Source organism: Methylocella sp. (assembly GCF_044226135.1).
Classification (GTDB): domain Bacteria; phylum Pseudomonadota; class Alphaproteobacteria; order Rhizobiales; family Beijerinckiaceae; genus Methylocapsa.
Genome location: NZ_JBGAHM010000049.1, coordinates 1 through 18,547, shown reverse-complemented (window position 1 = coordinate 18,547; position 18,547 = coordinate 1). Strand labels below are relative to the sequence as shown.

The following is an 18,547-nucleotide window of genomic DNA, read 5'->3' as shown; positions in this document are numbered from 1 at the left end:
CTCAAGACGCGGGAGAGTAGGTCGCCGCCAGGCCCGCAAAGAACGCAGCGCCCCAAACTCCGCCTCGTTCACCCGCAAACAGATCCCCCCTGCAAACAGCAAATCCCCCACGCGCCACGCCGCCAATAAGCCTCATGCGCCCGCCGAAAAGGCGCGTAGCAGAGTGGACAGCGCCCGCGCCTGCGCCCAGCTCAACATAACGTCGTCCAGCGGCGCGCCCAGAACGCGCAGGCCCTCGTCGCTGGCCACGGCCTCAAACTCATGGTCGCTGGCGATGGGGCTCATGAAGATCTGCCGCTCCGGCGACGCGCCCGTGGCGACCGCGTCGAGCGCGCGCGAAACGACCCCCGCCTCCTGACGCGTGAAGCATCGCGCCGCCTGACCGACGATCTCAAGCGTCCCGAGCGCGCCGAATGCGGCATGTCGCTTCGCAGCAAAGCGGACAATGTCGGACATGGATCTATGTCCCATTTGCTTCAAACGCCGGCCGCGCCAGCGGGCGGCCCTCGTCAAAGCGTTGAAATCCCACGCCTCCGGCTAGGCGGTTTGCGCCGCCGCAAAGAGGCATGATCCTTGAACTTCAAGAACCGTGCCCTGCCGGCGTCGCCGGCGCCTTGCGCGAGCGGTTTCTTGAACGTCTCCCACGACAGAATGCCCGCGGACATCCGCGGCTATCATTTGCGCGTCAAGCACGCGCCGACGCGCTACGCGCTGGGGCCGGCTTTCCTCGACTGGACCTCGCAGCCGAATCCCTACCGGACATTCGCGGGCGCGCCGCAAATTTTCCTGCCTCTAGTCGCCGAGGCCGCGCCGACCCCGTTCCCGGGCCCCGCGCCCGCGCCCGCGCCGCTCGATCGCGATTCGCTTGGGCTCTTCTGCGAGCTCGGCTTCGGCCTCAGCGCCTGGAAAAGCGCCGACGGCTCCACCTGGGCGCTGCGCAACAATCCCTCGAGCGGCAATCTCCACCCGACCGAAGCTTATGTGATGCTCGGCGCTGTGTCCGGCGTCGGCGACTCGGCCGGGCTCTATCATTATGCGCCGCTCGCCCATGCGCTGGAGCTGCGCGCCGGCTATGCCGAAAACACGCCCGCGCCGATCGGCGGGTTTCTGCTTTGCCTCACCGCCGTGCCCTGGCGCGAAGCGTGGAAATATGGCGAGCGCGCCTTTCGCTACTGCCAGCTCGACGCCGGCCACGCTATCGGCGCGGCCGCGCAGGCGGCCGCGGCGCTCGGCTGGCGCGCCGAGCTTCTGGCGCAGCCCTCCGACGAAACGCTCATTGGGCTCCTCGGCCTCGACCGCGCCGACGCCTCGCATCGGCGCGAGGCCGAGCATCCGGACCTCATTCTATGGATCGAGACGCAGCCGGGCGCTGCGCCGCCGGACCTCGCCGCGCTCATTGACGCGCCGCGCCAGTTCTTTGGCGCCGCGAACCGGCTCAGCGAGGATCATGACGGCTGGCCGCTGATCGATCTCGCGCTCCAGTTCTGCCGCAAGCCGCAGACGCCGGCGCCGCAGACGCCGGCGCGCCTCGCGCCGCCGCCCGCGCCGCAGGGTGCCCGCCCACTTGCCGAAGCCGTGCGCCGGCGCCGCAGCGCGCAGCGCATGGACGGCAAGACCGCCCTGCCGCGCGAGGCTTTCGCATGCATGCTGGCGGCGATCGCGCCCGGCGCCGCGCCGCTGCTTGGCGGTTTTCCCTTCGCGCCGGCGATCACGCCGGTCTTTTTCGTTCATCGCGTCGAAGCGCTCGAGCCCGGACTTTACGCGCTCGAGCGCGACGCGGACATGGCCGCGCGCCTGCGCGCCGCCGCCAATCCCGCCTTTGAATGGGCCCCGGTCGATCTTGGGGGGCCTCCGCTGCGCCGGCTCGTCGCGCAATCGGCCGAGAAGGAGGCGACGCGCCTCGCCTGCCTGCAGGCGCTCGCCGGCAAGAGCGCCTTCGCCGCCGCCATGATCGCCGATTTCGACGCGACGCTCGAAAAAGAAGGGGCCTTCGCCTATCGCCGCCTGCACTGGGAGGCGGGGCTGATCGGCCAGGCCTTCTATCTCTGGGCGAGCGCGCTCGGCTTCGACGGCACGGGAATCGGCTGTTTCTTCGACGACGAGGTCCACGGCCTTCTCGGACTTTCGTCCGGCTCGACGCAATTTCAGGACGTCTATCATTTCACCGTCGGCGCCGCGGTTGAAGACGCGCGCATCCTGACGCTTCCGCCCTATCCGCCCGAAAGATGGATCACGCGATGAACATCCAGATCGAACGGCCTTACGTCGAGGCCCTCGCCGCCAAATTCCCGGCGCATTCGGGGCTGTCGTCGCAGCTTCGCTTCAGCGACAGGATCGAGCTCGACCTGACCCATCTCGCCGGCGAGGAGCTCGACTATCTCGAAACGCTCTATCGCGGCGCCGGGCCCGACATGCAGTCGCGGGCGGCGCAGATCGCGACGCTGCGCGAGGCCTTCGCCGCGCAGGGCAAGCGCTATGAGGCGGGCGAGCTCGAAACGGTTCTGCCCGCGCTGGTCAAGCTTCTCATGACGGACGCCATACGCGGCTGGCTGTTCACCGCCAGCGTCGCCGCGAAGCCGCTGCCCTATATCGTCACGCGCTTCGACTATGTGCCGGCCTCGAACGACGAGACCGGCAAGATCATGATCGAGCTCAAGGCCAACGCCAAGGGCGTGCTGCAGACGAGCGGCGTCCGCATCGCCGCCAATGACGTCGCCGGGCGCACCCTCACCGAAATTCTCGCGGCCAAGGGCTTCGTGCGCGAGACGCCGGCGCTGATCGAGGCTTTTGACGCGGCCGCCGAGCGCTATTTCGACTGGCGCGGCCGCTATGGCGCGCAATTCCTCGGCAAGGGCACGGGCTTCCACGCCGAGGATCCGAACGCCTCGCATCGCGACACCGACTGGGCGCGCAAGGACATCATCGTGCTGTCGTCGAGCGGCGGCGCGGCCCGGCTCGTCAATGACGAGGAGGCGCTGACCAATCGCGCCCTGACGCTCGAGGCGCCCGGCGACGTGCTCGCCCATTTCGCGCGCAAAGCCTCGAAAAGCAACAAGTTCGACTGCGAGGACGACATCAACGCATTGCGCGAGGAAATGCCGCCCGGCCTCTTCACGCAGATCCCGGTGCATCCCTACATCCTGATGTTCCACCTCGACCTGCATCATCATCTGTGGGTGCATGTCGACGAACTGACGCCCTACAGGTACCAGCCGGCGCTGAAGCAGAAGCTGGTGCTGCCGCCCGAGCAGACTGACCTCATCGACATCCTGACCGCCGAGATGGACGTGCTCATGGACGATATCGTCGAGGGCAAGTCGGGCGGCACCACCGTGCTCTGCGCCGGCCCGCCCGGCGTCGGCAAGACGCTGACCGCGGAGGTCTATTCCGAGATCATCCAGCGCCCGCTCTACCGCGTGCATTCGGGCCAGCTCGGCCTCAACGTCGCGGCCATGGAGACGGCGCTGAAGGACATCCTCACGCGCGCGCAGCGCTGGGGCGCGGTGATGCTGATCGACGAGGCCGACGTCTACATCAAGCGGCGCGACGACAACATCGCCATGAACGCGGTGGTCGGCGTGTTCCTGCGCGTGCTTGAATATTTCAACGGGCTGTTGTTCCTCACCACCAACCGCGTCGACGACATCGACGAGGCGATTGTCTCGCGCTGCATCGCGCTGATCAAATATTATCCGCCCGACGAGGAAGCCAAGCGCCGCATCTGGCGCGTCATGGCCGAGCAGTTCGCGCTGTCGATCTCCGACGATCTGGTCGACGCGCTGGTCGCCGAATTTCCCTCGACCTCGGGGCGCGACATCAAGGGGCTGGCGAAGCTCGCCGCCAAATACTGCCATCAGAAGAAATCGCCGCCGACGCTCGAAGTGTTCCAGCGCTGCGCGATCTTCCGCGGCCTCGACTCGGCGCGCGTCGCCGCCGCCGAAGCCGCCGAATAGGCTTGACTTGCCGGGCCCGGGGGCCTCGCTCGCGGGTCCGGCTCTTTCAGATTTCTGGCGGCCGCCTCAGTCGGCGGCGTTGATGAGGTTGAGGTCGCCGCCGACGGCGGCCGTGTTGACCGCAATCGACTGCTCGACAGCAAAGCGCGGCAGATAGTGAGGCCCGCCGGCCTTGGGGCCCGTGCCCGACAGCCTGAACCCGCCGAAAGGCTGCACGCCGACCACAGCGCCGATCATGTTGCGGTTGACGTAGCAATTGCCGGCGAGACGGCGCCCGAGCACGGCGGCGATGGTCGAATCGACCCGTGAATGCACGCCGAGCGTCAGCCCGTATCCGAGCGCCTCGATCGCGTCGAGAAGCGCGTCGAGCCCGGCCGCGCGGTAGCGCACGACATGAAGAACCGGGCCGAACACCTCGCCCGTGAGCGCCGCGACCGACGGCAGCTCGAAGATATGAGGAGGGACATAAAATCCTCCGTCCGGGGCCGCCGCCTCGACCTCGCCGGCGAAGACGGTCTTGACGTCGGCGCGCCCGCGCATCTGCGCCACATGGGCGCTGAGCCTGGCGCGCGCCTCCCCGTCGATCACCGGCCCGACGTCGACGCCGACGTCGCGCGGATCGCCGACGCGCAGCTCCCGCGCGGCGCCTGCGGCCATGGCGAGAATGCGGTCGGCGACATCCTCCTGCACACATAAAAGGCGCAGCGCCGAGCAGCGCTGGCCGGCCGAGCGGAAGCTCGACATGACGACGTCGTCGACGACCTGTTCGGGCAGGGCGGTGGCGTCGACGATCATGGCGTTGATCCCGCCGGTTTCGGCGATCAGCGGCGTGATCGGCCCGTCCTTTTCGGCGAGGGCGCGGTTGATCGACCGCGCCGCGGCGTCCGAACCCGTGAAGGCGACGCCGTCGACGCCGGGCGCGGCGACGAGCGCGGCCCCGAGCGCGCCGTCGCCCTGCGCGAGGATCAGCGCGTCATGCGGCACGCCGGCCTTGTGCAGCAGCTCGACCGCGTCGGCGCCGATCAGCGGCGTCTGCTCGGCGGGCTTGGCGATCACCGCATTGCCGGAAACGAGCGCGGCCGCGACCTGGCCGAGAAAAATGGCGAGCGGGAAGTTCCACGGGCTGACGCAGACGAAGACGCCGCGGCTCTCGAGCCGCAGGCTGTCGGCCTCGCCGGTCGGCCCCGGCAACAATTTCGGGGCGAAGGCCGTGCGCGCCTCGATCGCGTAATAGCGCAGGAAATCGATCGCCTCGCGCCATTCGGCGACAGCGTCGTCGAGCGTCTTGCCGCCTTCTTCCTGCAAGCGGCGCAGCCAGCGCGGCTGTTCCGCCTCAAGCCGCGCGGCGGCGCGTTCGAGCCGCTCGGCGCGCGCCTCGACCGGCAGGCGCGACCAGGCGCGCCAGCCCTTGCGCGCCCGCGCGAGCAGCACCGGCGCGAGCTCTGCGGGCGTGTCCTCGACATGGCCGACAAGAGCGCCGTCGATCGGCGAAAGCACGGGGCGTCCGGCCGCCACGGCGGGGCGCGAAACCATGCGCTCGGCCGCGAGCGCTTCGGGCGTGCGGCGCAGCGAGGCGAGCAGGACGTCGACGCCGCGGCGGTCGCCGAATTCGAGCCCTGGCGCGAGCTTGCGCGCCGGCATGTGCAGGTCGAGCGGCGCCGGCAGGCGTTTTGAGTGCGCCTGAGCGGGCTCGAGGATCAGCGCCTGCGGCCGTGCGATCAGCCGTTCGGGCGCGATGTCGCGGTCGCCGATCTGCGCCACGAAAGAGGAGTTGGCGCCGTTCTCGAGGAGGCGGCGCACGAGATAGGCGAGCAGATTCTCATGCTCGCCCACGGGCGCGTAGACGCGGAGCGGGAGGTCTGGGCGCGCGACGGCGAGCGCGGCGTAAAGCTCTTCGCCCATGCCGTGCAGGCGCTGCAGCTCATAGCCCGGGTCCTGGCCCGAGCCGTGCCCCAACCCTTGCCCTGCGCCGTCGCCGAGCGCGACGATCGTCGCGACGGTGAGCGCGTTATGCGTCGCAAACTGCGGCGAGAGGCGCGGGCGCAGCGCCAGCAGCCGGCGTGCGCAGGCGACATAGTTGAGGTCGGTCATCGGCTTGCGGGTGAAGACCGGATAGTCGGCGAGACCCCGCTCCTGCGCGCGCTTGACCTCCGAGTCCCAATAGGCGCCCTTGACCAGACGGACCTTGAGCCGCGTCGCATGGGCCTCGCCGAGCGAAGCGAGATGGTCGATCGCCGCGCCGGCGCGCTTCTGATAGGCCTGAACCGCGACGCCGAAGCCTTCATAGTCGCGCAGCGCCGCGCCGGCGAGCGCGAGGTCGACGATTTCGAGCGAAAGCTCGAGCCGGTCCGCTTCCTCGGCGTCGAGGGTGATGTCGACGTCGTGCGTCATGGCGAGGCGCGCGAGCTCGATCACACGCGGGACGATCTCGGCGAGGACGCGTTCGCGCGCGGCCGGCAGATAGCGCGGATGCAGGGCCGAGAGCTTGACCGAGACGCCGAGCCGGCCCTCCCGCGCCCCGGCGCGCCCGACGCTTTCAATGGCGTGGGCGTAGGCGTCGAAATAGCGCCGCGCGTCTTCCGCCGTGCGGGCGCCTTCGCCCAGCATGTCGAAGGAATAGCGCGTCCGGGCGCCCTCGCGCGAGGCGGACCGGCGAAGCGCCGATTCGATCGTGTCGGCGAACACGAAATGCTGGCCCATCAGCGTCATGGCCTGGCGGGCCGCGGCGCGCAGCGCGCCCATGCCGACGCGGCGCGCGGCCGCCGCCATCACGCCCTCGGCGGTCCTGCCCTTGTCGAGCATGCGCGCCGTCGCGCCGAGCGCCCAGGAGGCGGCCGAGACCAGCAGCGGCTCGGCAGCGCCGCCGCCGGCCGCGTGATGCGTGGCGCCGTGGCCCGCCGCGCCGTGGCCCGCCGCGCCATGTCCCGCCGCGCCATGTCCCGCCGCGCCGATTTTTTCCTCGATCAGCCGGTCGGCGGTGAAGGCGTCGGGCACGCGCAGCAGCGCCTCGGCGAGCACCATCAGCGCCACGCCTTCCTCGGTCGAAAGGGAATATTCGCGCAGAATGTCTTCAAGGCCGCCGATGCGCGGGGTCTTTTCGCCCCGCGCGCCCCGGATGAGGCGCAGCGCCAGCCGGTCGATCTCGGCTTCGACCTCAGGCGCGAAGGCCGCGTCTTTGAGAAGACGCGCGGCGATCGGCTCGTCGGGCGGCGCATAGGGCGCCGCAAAGGGCGCGAAACGTCTCTCGAAGGTCATGCGCGGGCCTCGCGGCGGGATGGCGACGCTGTCCAATATAATGCGCCGCCGGCCGTTGCGCTCGTCAGGCCGCGCCGGCGATCTCGACGCCGATGGCGAGAGTCGCGGCGCGTGGATCGGGCGCGGCCGTGATCGGACGCCCGACCACGAGATGGTCGGCGCCGGCGCGAATCGCCTGCGCGGGCGTCATGACCCGCTTCTGGTCGCCGACCTCGGCGCCTGCGGGCCGCACGCCGGGCGTGACAAGGAGCAGGCTGCGGCCAACCCCGGCCCGCGCCGGCGCAAGCTCGCGGCCCGACAGGATGAGCCCGTCGATCCCGGCCTCCTGCGCCTGCCGCGCGCGCCGCAACACCAGCGCCTCGACGCCGAAGGCGTAGCCCGCGGCGGCAAGGTCGGCGTCGTCATAGGAGGTCATGACCGTGACGCCGAGGATTTTCAGCGCGGAGCCGGCCGCGCCGCGCTTTGCCGCGGCCATGGTCTGGGGATAGGCGTGCACGGTGAGAAACGTCGCGCCGAGCCGCGCGACATTGGCCACGGCCTTTTCGACGGTGGTCGGAATGTCGTGCAGCTTGAGGTCGAGAAAGACCTGCGCGCCGGCTTTCGCAAATTCGCCGACGAGCGGCAGGCCGCCGCCATAAGCGAGCTCCATGCCGATCTTGTAGAAGGAGGCGGCGTCGCCGACGGTCTCGACCATGCGCCGCGCCGCGTCCGGCGTCGGAAGATCGAGCGCGACGATCAGTTTTGGCGCGGGATCCGGCAAATGGGGGGCTGACACGTCAGGAGCGCGGGGCGGCGGGCTTGCCCGTCGCCGAGCGCCGCTTTTTCGGCGCGGCCGGCCGGCGCGGCTTGCGCACGGTCTCGGCGAGCCGCGCCTTGGGCGACAGGCGCGCGCGCGCGTCTTCGAATTCGCGCTTGAGGTCGATCTGGATTTTCTCGGCGCTCGACCGCAGGCGCTCGAACAGCTCCTGCGCCGGACTGACGCGGGGAAGCGGCGCGATGGGCGCGGCGTCGGCGCGGCGATAGGCCCAGACGCGGGCGGGCGGCAGGTTCAGCCAGACCGGCGGCGAGCCCTCGGCGCGGAAGGAGACGGAAAAAGCGCCGTCGCGCGGGATCGGCGAGACGACGCCATAGGTGAACTGGATGAACACGCCCTCCGGCTCCATGGCCGAGAAGGCGTCGGCGAGCAGGCGATGGCGTTGCGCCTCCGGCTTGACGAGAAGCGGCAGGCTGGAGACGATGGCCGTCGGCGCCTCCGGCAGGCGATGGGCGATGAGCTCGCGGAAGCGATAGGCGTCGCCCTCGATGACGTTGACGCCGGGAAAGCGCTTGCGCAGGTGAGCGCAGAAATTGCGGTCGAATTCGACGAGATGCAGCCGCTCGGGCGCGACGCCGCGGGCGATCAGCGCCTCGGTGATCGAGCCGGTGCCGGGGCCAAGCTCGATGATCGGCCCGGTCTTGTGCGGATCGACATAGCGCGCCATCATGCGCGCCAGCCAGCGCCCCGACGGCGAGACGGCGCCGGCGCGCAGCGGATTTTCAAACCAGGAGCGGATGAACCGCGCTTCGTCGGCGAAGCGCTTTTCGAGCGTCGCCTGCGGCTTGGCGCCGGGGCGTTTGTCGCTGCGTGAGGGATGACGGCTCTGCACGGTCGGGTCTCCCGCGGCCTCTTCCCCGCTGCGCGGCGCGAGGCGCTTCATCCGGTTGAATTTATTCATGGTGTTGGACGAAGTCCGCGACGCGAGGATGACGTCCTGGCGGACGCAGATCAGCCGCAGGCGTGCGGACGGGCCGCGCGCAGGCTCCGCGAAGATAGCGACATCGCCGCGTCCGTCAAGAATTCCGGCGCGGCGGCCAAGCTTTCGTGAAGCGCCATGGCGCCCGCCACATTCGCAGCCCGACGCGCCGCCCCGTCTACTGGCCGCTGAGATTTTCGAAGAAGTCCTTCATCTTGGCGAAAAAGCCGGACGACTCCGGATGCGTCGTGTTGGACGATTCGGTTTCGAACTCGGCGAGCAGCTCGCGCTGGCGCTTGGTGAGGTTCTGCGGAGTCTCGACGTCGACCTGGATGTAGAGGTCGCCGACGTCGCGCGAGCGCAGCACCGGCATGCCCTTGTTCCTGAGACGGAACTGCCTGCCGCTCTGGGTCCCTTCCGGGATCTTGACCTTGGCCGGCGCGCCTTCGAGCGTATGCACCTCGACCTCGCCGCCGAGCGCCGCCTTGACCATGGAGATCGGCACGCGGCAGTAGAGGTCGGCGCCCTCGCGCTTGAAGAAGGGATGCGGCTGCGTCGAGATGAAGATGTAGAGATCGCCCGCGGGCCCGCCGCGCTGGCCGGCCTCGCCCTCGCCCGAGAGGCGGATGCGGGTGCCGTCCTCGACGCCCGGCGGCACGTTGACGGACAGGCTGCGCTCGCGCGTGACGCGGCCGGCGCCGCCGCAGCTCTGGCAGGGGTCGTCGATGATCTCGCCGCGGCCATGGCAGTGCGGGCAGGTGCGCTCGATCGAGAAGAAGCCCTGCTGCGCGCGCACGCGGCCCTGGCCGGCGCAGGTGGGGCAGGGGCGCGGCTTCGAGCCCGTCTTGGCGCCCGAGCCGCCGCAGGCGTCGCAGGAGACGGAGGCCGGCAGGGTCAGGGTCGCGACCTTGCCGTTGAAGGCGTCCTCGAGCGTGATGTCGAGATTGTAGCGCAGGTCTGATCCGCGCGCGGGGCCGTTGCGCCCGCCGCGCCGGCTCATGACGTCGCCGAAGAGATCGTCGAAAATGTCGGACATGGAGGCGGCGAAGCCGTCGGCCCCGAAGCCGCCGCCGCCATGCTCGAAGGCGGCGTGGCCGTAACGGTCGTAGCTCGCCCGCTTCTGCTGGTCGGACAGCGTCTGATAGGCTTCGTTGACTTCCTTGAAGCGGACCTCGGCCGAGGCGTCGCCGGGGTTGCGGTCGGGGTGGCACTCCATCGCGGCCTTGCGGAACGCGGTCTTGAGCTCGATTTCCGTGCAGCTTCGTGAAACGCCCAGGACTTCGTAATAGTCGCGTTTCGCCATCTGTTCCTGCATTCCAGTTTTCGCGCGCCGCCTCGATCTTCAAAGCCGCTTCACGCTTGGGGAGCGGCGAGAGAGAAGAGAGGCGAGGGGCCGGAGGGCGCCGGCGGCCGCGTCGCAAAATCTCCGCTTCCGATCAAACAGCCTAAAGCAAAATATGTGCGGCGAAGCAACGTCCGCTTTCACGCCGGCGCCCGGGGAGAGCCCGGGGGGTAAAGCCGGAGAGCGCGGGGCCGGCGCGCGGCCGGCCCCGTCGCATCGTCAGGCGGACTTCTTTTCGTCGGGGCCGACTTCCTTGAAGTCGGCGTCGATGACGTCGTCCTTGGGCTCTTCGGCGCCCGCCGCGCCGCCTTCGGCGCCGGCCTTGTACATGGCCTCGCCGAGCTTCATCGAAGCCTGAGCGAGTTCGTTCGAGCGCGCCTTGATCGCTTCGACGTCCTCGCCCTCGAGCGCGGTCTTGAGCGAGGCGACGGCCGCCTCGACCGCGCTCTTGTCGGCGCCCGAGATCTTCGAGCCGAATTCGGCGAGCGACTTTTCGGCCGAATGGATCATCGCCTCGCCCTGGTTGCGGGCGTCGACCAGCTCGCGCCGCTTCTTGTCCTCGGCGGCGTGCATCTCGGCGTCCTTGACCATCTTGTCGATGTCGGAATCCGAAAGGCCGCCAGAGGCCTGGATGCGGATCTGCTGTTCCTTGTTGGTGGCCTTGTCCTTGGCGGTCACGTTGACGATGCCGTTGGCGTCGATGTCAAAGGTGACTTCGATCTGCGGCACGCCGCGCGGCGCGCCCGGAATGCCGACGAGGTCGAACTGTCCGAGCAGCTTGTTGTCGGCGGCCATCTCGCGCTCGCCCTGGAAGACCCGGATCGTCACCGCCGTCTGATTGTCCTCGGCGGTGGAGAAGACCTGGCTCTTCTTGGTCGGGATCGTGGTGTTGCGGTCGATCAGGCGCGTGAACACGCCGCCGAGCGTCTCGATGCCGAGCGAAAGGGGCGTCACGTCGAGCAGCAGCACGTCCTTGACGTCGCCCTGCAGCACGCCGGCCTGGACCGCCGCGCCGATGGCCACGACCTCGTCAGGGTTGACGCCCTTGTGCGGCTCCTTGCCGAAGAAGCTCTTCACCACCTCCTGCACCTTGGGCATGCGCGTCATGCCGCCGACGAGCACCACTTCGTCGATCTCGCCGGCGGTCAGGCCGGCGTCCTTCAGCGCCTTGCGGCAGGGCTCGACGGTCTTCTGGATGAGGTCGTCGACGAGCGCCTCGAACTTCGCGCGCGTGAGCTTCAGGGTCAGATGCTTCGGGCCGGTGGCGTCGGCGGTGATGTAGGGCAGGTTGATTTCGGTCTGGGTCGCCGAGGACAGCTCGATCTTGGCCTTTTCGGCCGCCTCCTTCAGGCGCTGCAGCGCGAGCTTGTCCTTGCGCAGGTCGATGCCGTTCTCTTTCCTGAACTCGTCGGCGAGATATTCGACGAGGCGGATGTCGAAGTCCTCGCCGCCGAGGAAGGTGTCGCCGTTGGTCGACTTCACCTCGAACACGCCGTCGCCGATCTCGAGGATCGACACGTCGAAGGTGCCGCCGCCGAGGTCATAGACCGCGATCGTGCCCGAGCCCTTCTTGTCGAGCCCATAGGCGAGCGCGGCCGCCGTCGGCTCGTTGATGATGCGCAGCACGTCGAGCCCAGCGATCTTGCCGGCGTCCTTGGTCGCCTGGCGCTGGGCGTCGTTGAAATAGGCGGGGACGGTGATGACGGCCTGGGAGACCGGCTGGCCGAGATAGGCTTCAGCCGTCTCTTTCATCTTCTGCAGGATGAAGGCGGAAATCTGGGAGGGCGAATATTGCTTGCCGTCGGCCTCGACCCAGGCGTCGCCGTTGTTGGCGCGGATGATCTTGTAGGGAACGAGGCCGATGTCCTTCTTGGTCATCGGATCGTCATAGGTGCGGCCGATCAGGCGCTTGATCGCGAAGAAGGTGCGCTCGGGATTGGTGACGCTCTGACGCTTCGCGGGCTGGCCGACGAGGCGCTCGCCGTCGTCGGTGAAGGCGACGATCGAGGGCGTGGTGCGCGCGCCTTCGGCGTTCTCGATGACTTTGGGAGTCGTCCCCTCCATGACAGCCACGCAGCTGTTGGTGGTGCCAAGATCGATTCCGATTACTTTCGCCATTTTCTACTTGTCCCTTTATTACGCAAGACCACCGGACCCCGAAGCGATCCAGCAAATGGGCGGACGGATTTCCGCCCGGTCCCCGATGATCGTCACATTGGCATTGAAGCGCGGCGGCGCAAGATGGCCCGTATATAAGCCGGCGCGTTTATGGCGCAAGACGACTATGGCGTCGCCGCGCGCTGCGGGCGACAAGATTTGCCGGGCGGCCGCGAGCCGCTAGACTGCGCCGCCGTCCGACTCGCCGCGAGGTTCTGGAGTGCCTGTTTCATCCCGCGCCTTCTCCACGCGCGCGCTCGCCCTGAACTGCGCCGGCGCGGCCCTGATCTGCGCTTGCGCGGCCCTTGTCTCCGCCGCGCCGGCCAGCGCCCAGCTGATGCTGCCCGGCGCCCTGCAGGCCGGCCCGCAGACGTCTTCGCCTCCGCCCGCGCCGGGCGCGGCGCCGGCGGCGCCGGCCAAGCGCAAGCCGGTCGCGCAGAAGCCGCCGGGGCCGGAAACGGTCGTCGGCAAGCCGCTCGCGCTCGCCGGCGCGCATGGGCGCATCGCGCTCGCCAGGGGCGCAGGGGACGACGCGATGTCGATCTCGGAGCTGACCCTCGAAGGCGAGCAGATCGAAAAGCGCGGCGAGCCCTGCCGGCTCGAAGTGGTCGCCGCCGACGCGCCGCTCGAGGCGAAGCTCGTCGGCCGGCCGCACGGCGCCCAGCGCTATTTCGCGCAGATCGCCGCCTGCCCCTTCGAGTTCGACCTGCTCGACGGCGCGATTCTCGCGCGCCATGAGGGCGGCGCCTGCGTCTTCGCCGAGGCCGACTGCCGCGTCGATCCGAACGGCGTCTGGGGGCCGGAGGCCGCCAGTTTCGACGACAAGCAGATCAAACAGCTCGAAAAATCGCGCGGCCGGGCCGAGGCGACCATGCGCGCGTCCTTCCGCGCCCTCGTCGCCGCCGCGGGCAAGGACCAGGCCGCGGTCAAGCGCTTCGCCGCCGAGCAGGCCGGCTTTTCATCCGAGCGCGAAATGACCTGCCGCAGCTATGCGCGCGAGGAGACGCATGGCTTTTGCGCGCTCAAACTGACGGAAGCGCGTAATCTCGCCATCAACGCCGACCTCATGGCGCTTGAAAAAGCCGGCGGGGCCAGGAAGAAAAAGGGAGAGTCCGCACGCGCCCCGTGAGGGCGCGCGCGGCCCGGGAGAGGGCCAGGGGCCTCAGATGTCGAGGCAGATCTTGCCGAAATGCCGGTTCGACTCCTGATGGCGGAAGGCCGCGACGATCTCGTCGAGCGGAAAGCTCCGGTCGATCACCGGCTTCAGCCCGGCGGCGTCGATCGCCTTCACCATGTCCTGCTGCTGGCGGCGCGAGCCGACCAGCACGCCCTGCAGGCGAAGCTGGCGGATCAGCGCGAGCACGAGCGGAAAATCGCCGCCGACCCCGCTCAGGATGCCGATGACCGAGACATGGCCGCCGACCCGGGTCGCCGCCATCGACTGCGCCAGCGTCGCCGGGCCGCCGACCTCGATCACATGGTCGACGCCGCGCCCGCCGGTGAGCTTCAGCGCTTGGGCGCCCCAGTCGGGGGTCGTGCGGTAGTTGATCAGATGGTCGGCGCCGAGCGCTTCGAGCCGCGCGAGCTTCTCGTCGGACGAGGAGGTGGCGACAACCGTCGCGCCCGCGGCCTTGGCGAACTGGACGGCGAAGATCGAGACGCCGCCGGTGCCCTGCGTCAGCACCACGTCGCCGGGCTTCAGATGATCGTCGCAGAACAGGGCGCGCCAGGCGGTGAGGCCGGCGGTGGTCAGCGTCGCGGCCTCGGCGGCGGTCCAGCCCTTCGGCGCATGGGTGAAGCTCGTCGCGGGCGCGGTGACGACCTCGCGCGCATAGCCGTCGACGCCGTCGCCCGGCACGGCGGCGAAGCCCTCGACATTGGGCACGCCGTCGAGCCATGTGGGGAAGAACGTGCTGACGACGAGGTCGCCCGGCCTGAACTCGCCGACGCCCGCGCCGACGTCGACCACTTCGCCGGCGCCGTCGGCCATGGGGATGCGCGGCTCCTTCGGACCCCACATGCCGCTGACGACGGCGTAGTCATGATAGTTGAGCGAACTCGCGCGCAGGCGCACCCTGATTTCGCCGGGGCCGGGCTCCGGCGCCGCGCGCTTGTCGATCACGACGCGGTCAAATCCTCCGCCGGGCTCGACGATGACGGCTTTCGACATGGCTTGAGGGCTCCTCCCGCGGGCTCTTCGCGCCCGACGCGCCGTCGTTAGCGGGAAGGTCGTGCGGCCTCAAGCTTTTCGCCCTGCTTTCGGGGACGAGTCAGTGCGTTTGCGAAAAACCGCCGAGGAACAGGTCGACGCTGCGCTCGAGGAGCTCGTCGGCGTCCGCGCCGCTCATCGGCGCGCGCCGGGTGAGGGCGCGGTGCAGCGGGCCGAGGCCGATGAAATTGAGGAACAGCTCCGCGTCGCGCCGCGCCGCCTCGAGCGTCAGGTCGGGGCGGGCCCGGCGCAGCGCCTGCAGGATCTCGTCGAGGGCGGGCTCGGCGCCGGCCGTCTGGACGAGGGCGGCGAGATGGGGAAAGCGCTTCGCCTCCGCCATGACGACGCGGTAGAGGTCGACGAGTTCGGGCCGGATCGCGGCGTCGCGCAGCCAGCGCCCGAGCAGGGAAAGCTCCTCGCGCAGCGGGCGGTCCTCATGCGGCGTGGCGTCGAGCGCGTCAAAGCCCTCGCGCAGCATCTCGATCGTCATCGCCTCGAACAGCGCGGCCTTGCTCGGGAAACGCGCGTAGAGCGTGCGCTTTGAAATGCGCATGAGCGCCGCGACTTCGTCCATCGAGGCGCGCTCGAACCCCTTTTCGAGGAAGACGGCGCGCGCGGTCGCCAGAATGTCCTGGGTCAGGCGGCGCGCGGCCTCGCGTGAGGGGCGTCCTAAATTGCGGCGGTCCGGAATGACGTCCATGAGCGCACCTTATGACATTTCATGGGGAAAGTCAGCGCTCTATCGCATCGCAGCGTCACGTCGCCGCAAACGCCGCGTCTTGTCTTGCGCGTCGCGGCGCCTATGTCTGGTCATGATCACGGTCACGGTCGCGCTGGAGCCTTGAGCCCGCGCGGCCGGAGGCGCGCGACGATCGCGGAAGATCGCGCCGGAAGATCCGGCCGGAAAACGAACCCCGAGGCCGATCATGAAAAGCGCCTTCCGTCTCGCCGCCGCCGGCTGTCTCGCGTTCGGCGGCCCGGTCTTCGCCCATGGGGACCACGCCGGCCATGACGGCGACGGCGGCCACGCCGCGCGCGGGGAATTCGCCTTCGGGACGCCGGGCGATCCGGCGAAGCCCGCCCGGACGGTCGAGGTGACGATGCGCGAGGAGGGCGGAAAGATGCTGTTCTCGCCGCGCCGCGTCGACATCAGCCAGGGCGAGCAGATCCGTTTCGTGCTGAAGAACGCCGGCGCTCTCGAACACGAATTCGTGCTCGGCTCGCAGGAGGCCAATCAGGCCCACGCGGCGGCGATGGCCGCAAATCCCGGCATGAGCCACGAGGAGCCCAACGAAATCAGCCTCAAGTCCGGGGCGACCGGCGAACTCGTCTGGACATTCACACAGACCGGCGACTTCGACTATTCCTGCCTCATTCCCGGCCATCGCGAAGCCGGCATGAGCGGCGTCCTCGTCGTGAAATGACGCGGAGGGCGCCCACGCGGGCTTCGGCTCGGCCGCCGGCGCGATCTGGATCGGGGCGCCGTTCGAGCCTATAGTTTTTCCAGCCTGAGCTTAAGGGAGCCGCCTCATGCGCAAAGCCGTTCTTTTGGGACTGACGTCCTTGCTCGCGGCCGCGGCCGCCTTCGCCGCCGTCGACCCCGTCAAGGAGCGACAGGAAATCCTGAAGGGGATCGGCGACGAGACCAAGCCCGTCGTCGGCATGATGAAGGGCGAGGTCCCCTACGATCAGGCGAAGGTGGACGCGCTGCTGTCGGCCTATGTCTCGGCGGCGGCGAAGCTGCCGGCGCTCTTCCCGCCGGGCTCCGACAAGGGCAAGACCGAGGCCCTGCCGCGCATCTGGACCGAAAAGGCGAGGTTCGACCAGCTCTATGAAAAGCTCGGGGCGGACGCCAAGGCGACGCAGGGCAAGATCGCCGACGCCGCCGGCCTCAAGGCGAACCTGCCGAAAATCCTCGGCGACTGCAAAGCCTGCCACGACGACTTCAGACAGAAGAAGTAGGCCCGTGGCCATGTCCGCCGGCGTCGCGGGCGCCGTCCCGGCCGCTCCCCGGGTCGTCGCCTGGGACCTGCCGACGCGGCTCTTCAAATGGAGCCTCGTCGCGCTGATCGCGCTCGCCTGGGTCAGCGACAAATATGGCGGCGCGACGCCGGGCTGGCACAAGGCCAATGGCTACGCCGTCCTGGTCCTCGTCGTCTTTCGCGCGCTGTGGGGCTTTTTCGGCGGCGCGAGCGCGCGGTTTTCGTCCTTCGCGCCGACGCCGCGCAAGCTCGCGGCCTATCTGCGCGCGGCCCGCGCGGGGCGCCCGCTGCATTATCTCGGCCATAATCCGCTCGGCTCGCTGATGGTCTTCGCGCTGCTCGCGATCGTCGCCGCGCAGGCCGTGACCGGCCTGTATTCGGGCGACGCCGACCGGCTGTTCATCGAAGGCCCGCTCGCCGCCACGGTCTCCGACGCCGCGGTCGTCACGGCCACGCGGGCGCATCGCTTCATCTTCGACGCCATTCTCGTCCTCGTCGCGGTCCATGTCGCCGCGGTGGTCTATTACGATCTCGTGCGGCGCGAGGGTCTCGCCCGGGCCATGGTCACCGGCAAAAAGCCGGCCGCCGCCTACGCCGACATGGCGGAATGCGCGCCGGCGCGCCCGTTCGCCGCGCTCGCCTGCCTCGCGGCCGCCGCCGCGCTCGTGTTCGGGACCATTCTCGCGCTCGGCGGACGCGCCTTCTTCTGACCGGCCCTCGCGCGGAGCTGGAGGCCTCGCCCGAAAAGGCGCAGGGTTTCATGATCAGGCTGAGCGCCGGAACGCCGCTTCAAGAAAGACGCCATGCCCGTCCGCCGTCTCGACCCCGTGCTCATCGACCGCATCGCCGCCGGCGAAGTGATCGAGCGCCCGGCCTCGGCGCTGAAGGAGCTCGTCGAGAACGCGCTCGACGCCGGGGCGCGGCGCGTCGACGTCGCGCTCGAGGCGGGCGGGCGCAGGCTCATCCGCGTGGTCGACGACGGCTGCGGCATGAGCCCGGCCGACCTCGACCTCGCCGTCGAGCGCCATGCGACCTCAAAGCTTGCGGACGGCGACCTTTCGCGCATCGGCACGCTCGGCTTTCGTGGCGAGGCGCTCCCGTCGATCGGCTCGGTCTCGACGCTCGACATCTTCACGCGCGCGAAGGGCGCGGGCGAAGGCGCGCGAATTTCGATCGACTGCGGCCTCAAGGTCGGCCCGATGCCGGCGGGACAGCCGCAGGGGACGCGCGTCGAGGCGCGCGACCTGTTCGCCGCGACGCCGGCGCGGCTCAAGTTCCTGCGCACGGACCGGGCCGAGGCCCGCGCCGCCGCCGACGTCGTCGAGCGCCTCGCCATGGCCCGGCCCGACGTGCGCTTCAGCTTCGCGGCGAGCGAGATGCGCGGCTTCGACCTGGCCGCCTGCGGCGAAGGCCCCGAAGCGCTGCTGACGCGGCTTTGCGCGGTCATCGGCGACGAGCTTCAGGACAATGCGCTGCGCGTCGACGCCGAACGGGAGGGGCTGCGGCTTGCGGGCTTCGCCGGCCTGCCGACCTGGCATCGCGCGAGCGCGCAGCAGCAATATTTCTTCGTCAACGGGCGCCCGGTGCGCGACCGGCTCGTCGCGGGCGCGGCGCGCGCGGCCTATATGGATTTTCTGCCCCCGGGCCGCCATGCGGCGCTGGCGCTGTTCCTCGAATGCGACCCGCGCGAGGTCGACGTCAACGTCCATCCGGCCAAGGCCGAGGTGCGCTTCCGCGACCCGGGGCTCGCGCGCGGGCTCATCGTCGGGGCGCTGAAGCAGACGCTGGCCCACGCGGCGCATCGCGCGACTCCGGCCAAGGGCGCGGCGGCGCTCGGTCTTTTCGCGCGCCGCGCCGCCGCGCCCGCAGGGGCCGGCGCGTTTCAGTCGGGGCGGGCGGAGGCGCCGGGCCGCGAG

General features: G+C 69.7%; 14 protein-coding genes and 1 pseudogene. 7 read left to right on the top strand and 8 right to left on the bottom strand.

Annotated elements, in window-relative coordinates; all coding sequences use genetic code 11:
- Window positions 1–132: 132 nt before the first annotated feature.
- Entirely contained in the window at window positions 133–471 is a 339-nt protein-coding gene (locus ACILRB_RS14890) for a hypothetical protein (RefSeq protein WP_395667081.1), read from the bottom strand.
- Window positions 472–651: 180 nt separating this feature from the next.
- Here ACILRB_RS14890 and ACILRB_RS14885 point away from each other — a divergent pair, with 180 nt between their 5' ends.
- Complete coding sequence (locus tag ACILRB_RS14885) at window positions 652–2,241, top strand: SagB/ThcOx family dehydrogenase (protein WP_395667079.1); 1,590 nt, start codon at window positions 652–654, stop codon at window positions 2,239–2,241.
- Window positions 2,238–3,953 carry an AAA family ATPase gene (locus ACILRB_RS14880; RefSeq protein ID WP_395667078.1) on the top strand — a complete coding sequence of 572 codons (1,716 nt, stop codon included), beginning with the start codon at window positions 2,238–2,240 and terminating at the stop codon, window positions 3,951–3,953. Before ACILRB_RS14885 ends, ACILRB_RS14880 begins: the two co-directional genes overlap by 4 nt.
- Before the next feature lie 66 nt (window positions 3,954–4,019).
- Here ACILRB_RS14880 and putA read toward each other — a convergent pair whose 3' ends face one another.
- The 5 genes and pseudogenes from putA to dnaK form a co-directional block, all read right to left on the bottom strand.
- Window positions 4,020–7,208: a bifunctional proline dehydrogenase/L-glutamate gamma-semialdehyde dehydrogenase PutA gene (gene putA, locus ACILRB_RS14875; RefSeq protein WP_395667077.1), complete on the bottom strand. Its 3,189-nt coding sequence runs from the start codon at window positions 7,206–7,208 to the stop codon at window positions 4,020–4,022.
- A 64-nt stretch (window positions 7,209–7,272) separates the two neighbouring features.
- Entirely contained in the window at window positions 7,273–7,983 is a 711-nt protein-coding gene (gene pyrF, locus ACILRB_RS14870; RefSeq protein WP_395667076.1) for an orotidine-5'-phosphate decarboxylase, read from the bottom strand.
- Window positions 7,984–8,221: 238 nt separating this feature from the next.
- Window positions 8,222–8,761: pseudogene (locus tag ACILRB_RS14865) on the bottom strand (class I SAM-dependent methyltransferase); the annotation flags it as partial.
- Window positions 8,762–9,119: 358 nt separating this feature from the next.
- Window positions 9,120–10,244, bottom strand: a complete 1,125-nt coding sequence (dnaJ, locus tag ACILRB_RS14860) for a molecular chaperone DnaJ (protein ID WP_395667075.1) — start codon at window positions 10,242–10,244, stop codon at window positions 9,120–9,122.
- Window positions 10,245–10,502: 258 nt separating this feature from the next.
- Window positions 10,503–12,401: a molecular chaperone DnaK gene (dnaK, locus tag ACILRB_RS14855; RefSeq protein WP_395667074.1), complete on the bottom strand. Its 1,899-nt coding sequence runs from the start codon at window positions 12,399–12,401 to the stop codon at window positions 10,503–10,505.
- Between the two features lie 259 nt (window positions 12,402–12,660).
- On the opposite strand from dnaK, the gene ACILRB_RS14850 reads away from it, so the two are divergent.
- Window positions 12,661–13,569: a hypothetical protein gene (locus ACILRB_RS14850; RefSeq protein WP_395667073.1), complete on the top strand. Its 909-nt coding sequence runs from the start codon at window positions 12,661–12,663 to the stop codon at window positions 13,567–13,569.
- Between the two features lie 33 nt (window positions 13,570–13,602).
- On the opposite strand, the gene ACILRB_RS14845 is transcribed toward ACILRB_RS14850, so the two are convergent.
- Together ACILRB_RS14845 and ACILRB_RS14840 are read right to left on the bottom strand one after the other, a co-directional pair.
- Window positions 13,603–14,610 carry an NAD(P)-dependent alcohol dehydrogenase gene (locus ACILRB_RS14845; RefSeq protein WP_395667072.1) on the bottom strand — a complete coding sequence of 336 codons (1,008 nt, stop codon included), beginning with the start codon at window positions 14,608–14,610 and terminating at the stop codon, window positions 13,603–13,605.
- A gap of 100 nt (window positions 14,611–14,710) precedes the next feature.
- The gene (locus ACILRB_RS14840) at window positions 14,711–15,349 is read right to left on the bottom strand and encodes a TetR/AcrR family transcriptional regulator (protein ID WP_395667071.1); all 639 of its coding nucleotides are present in this window, start codon (window positions 15,347–15,349) and stop codon (window positions 14,711–14,713) included.
- Window positions 15,350–15,575: 226 nt separating this feature from the next.
- Between ACILRB_RS14840 and ACILRB_RS14835 the strand changes: the two genes are divergently transcribed.
- The 4 genes from ACILRB_RS14835 to mutL form a co-directional block, all read left to right on the top strand.
- Complete coding sequence (locus tag ACILRB_RS14835; protein WP_395667070.1) at window positions 15,576–16,073, top strand: plastocyanin/azurin family copper-binding protein; 498 nt, start codon at window positions 15,576–15,578, stop codon at window positions 16,071–16,073.
- 106 nt (window positions 16,074–16,179) lie between these two features.
- Window positions 16,180–16,611 carry a c-type cytochrome gene (locus ACILRB_RS14830; protein WP_395667069.1) on the top strand — a complete coding sequence of 144 codons (432 nt, stop codon included), beginning with the start codon at window positions 16,180–16,182 and terminating at the stop codon, window positions 16,609–16,611.
- A gap of 10 nt (window positions 16,612–16,621) precedes the next feature.
- Window positions 16,622–17,341 carry a cytochrome b/b6 domain-containing protein gene (locus ACILRB_RS14825; RefSeq protein WP_395667080.1) on the top strand — a complete coding sequence of 240 codons (720 nt, stop codon included), beginning with the start codon at window positions 16,622–16,624 and terminating at the stop codon, window positions 17,339–17,341.
- 93 nt (window positions 17,342–17,434) lie between these two features.
- Window positions 17,435–18,547: DNA mismatch repair endonuclease MutL (gene mutL, locus ACILRB_RS14820; RefSeq protein ID WP_395667068.1), on the top strand; the 1,113-nt coding region annotated here is incomplete at its 3' end.

Coding starts and splice junctions, on each gene's coding strand:
- ACILRB_RS14890 (WP_395667081.1), bottom strand. CDS start 471: ATGGGACATAGATCCATGTCCGACATTGTCCGCTTTGCTGCGAAGCGA.
- ACILRB_RS14885 (WP_395667079.1), top strand. CDS start 652: ATGCCCGCGGACATCCGCGGCTATCATTTGCGCGTCAAGCACGCGCCG.
- ACILRB_RS14880 (WP_395667078.1), top strand. CDS start 2,238: ATGAACATCCAGATCGAACGGCCTTACGTCGAGGCCCTCGCCGCCAAA.
- putA (WP_395667077.1), bottom strand. CDS start 7,208: ATGACCTTCGAGAGACGTTTCGCGCCCTTTGCGGCGCCCTATGCGCCG.
- dnaJ (WP_395667075.1), bottom strand. CDS start 10,244: ATGGCGAAACGCGACTATTACGAAGTCCTGGGCGTTTCACGAAGCTGC.
- dnaK (WP_395667074.1), bottom strand. CDS start 12,401: ATGGCGAAAGTAATCGGAATCGATCTTGGCACCACCAACAGCTGCGTG.
- ACILRB_RS14845 (WP_395667072.1), bottom strand. CDS start 14,610: ATGTCGAAAGCCGTCATCGTCGAGCCCGGCGGAGGATTTGACCGCGTC.
- ACILRB_RS14840 (WP_395667071.1), bottom strand. CDS start 15,349: ATGGACGTCATTCCGGACCGCCGCAATTTAGGACGCCCCTCACGCGAG.
- ACILRB_RS14835 (WP_395667070.1), top strand. CDS start 15,576: ATGAAAAGCGCCTTCCGTCTCGCCGCCGCCGGCTGTCTCGCGTTCGGC.
- ACILRB_RS14830 (WP_395667069.1), top strand. CDS start 16,180: ATGCGCAAAGCCGTTCTTTTGGGACTGACGTCCTTGCTCGCGGCCGCG.
- ACILRB_RS14825 (WP_395667080.1), top strand. CDS start 16,622: ATGTCCGCCGGCGTCGCGGGCGCCGTCCCGGCCGCTCCCCGGGTCGTC.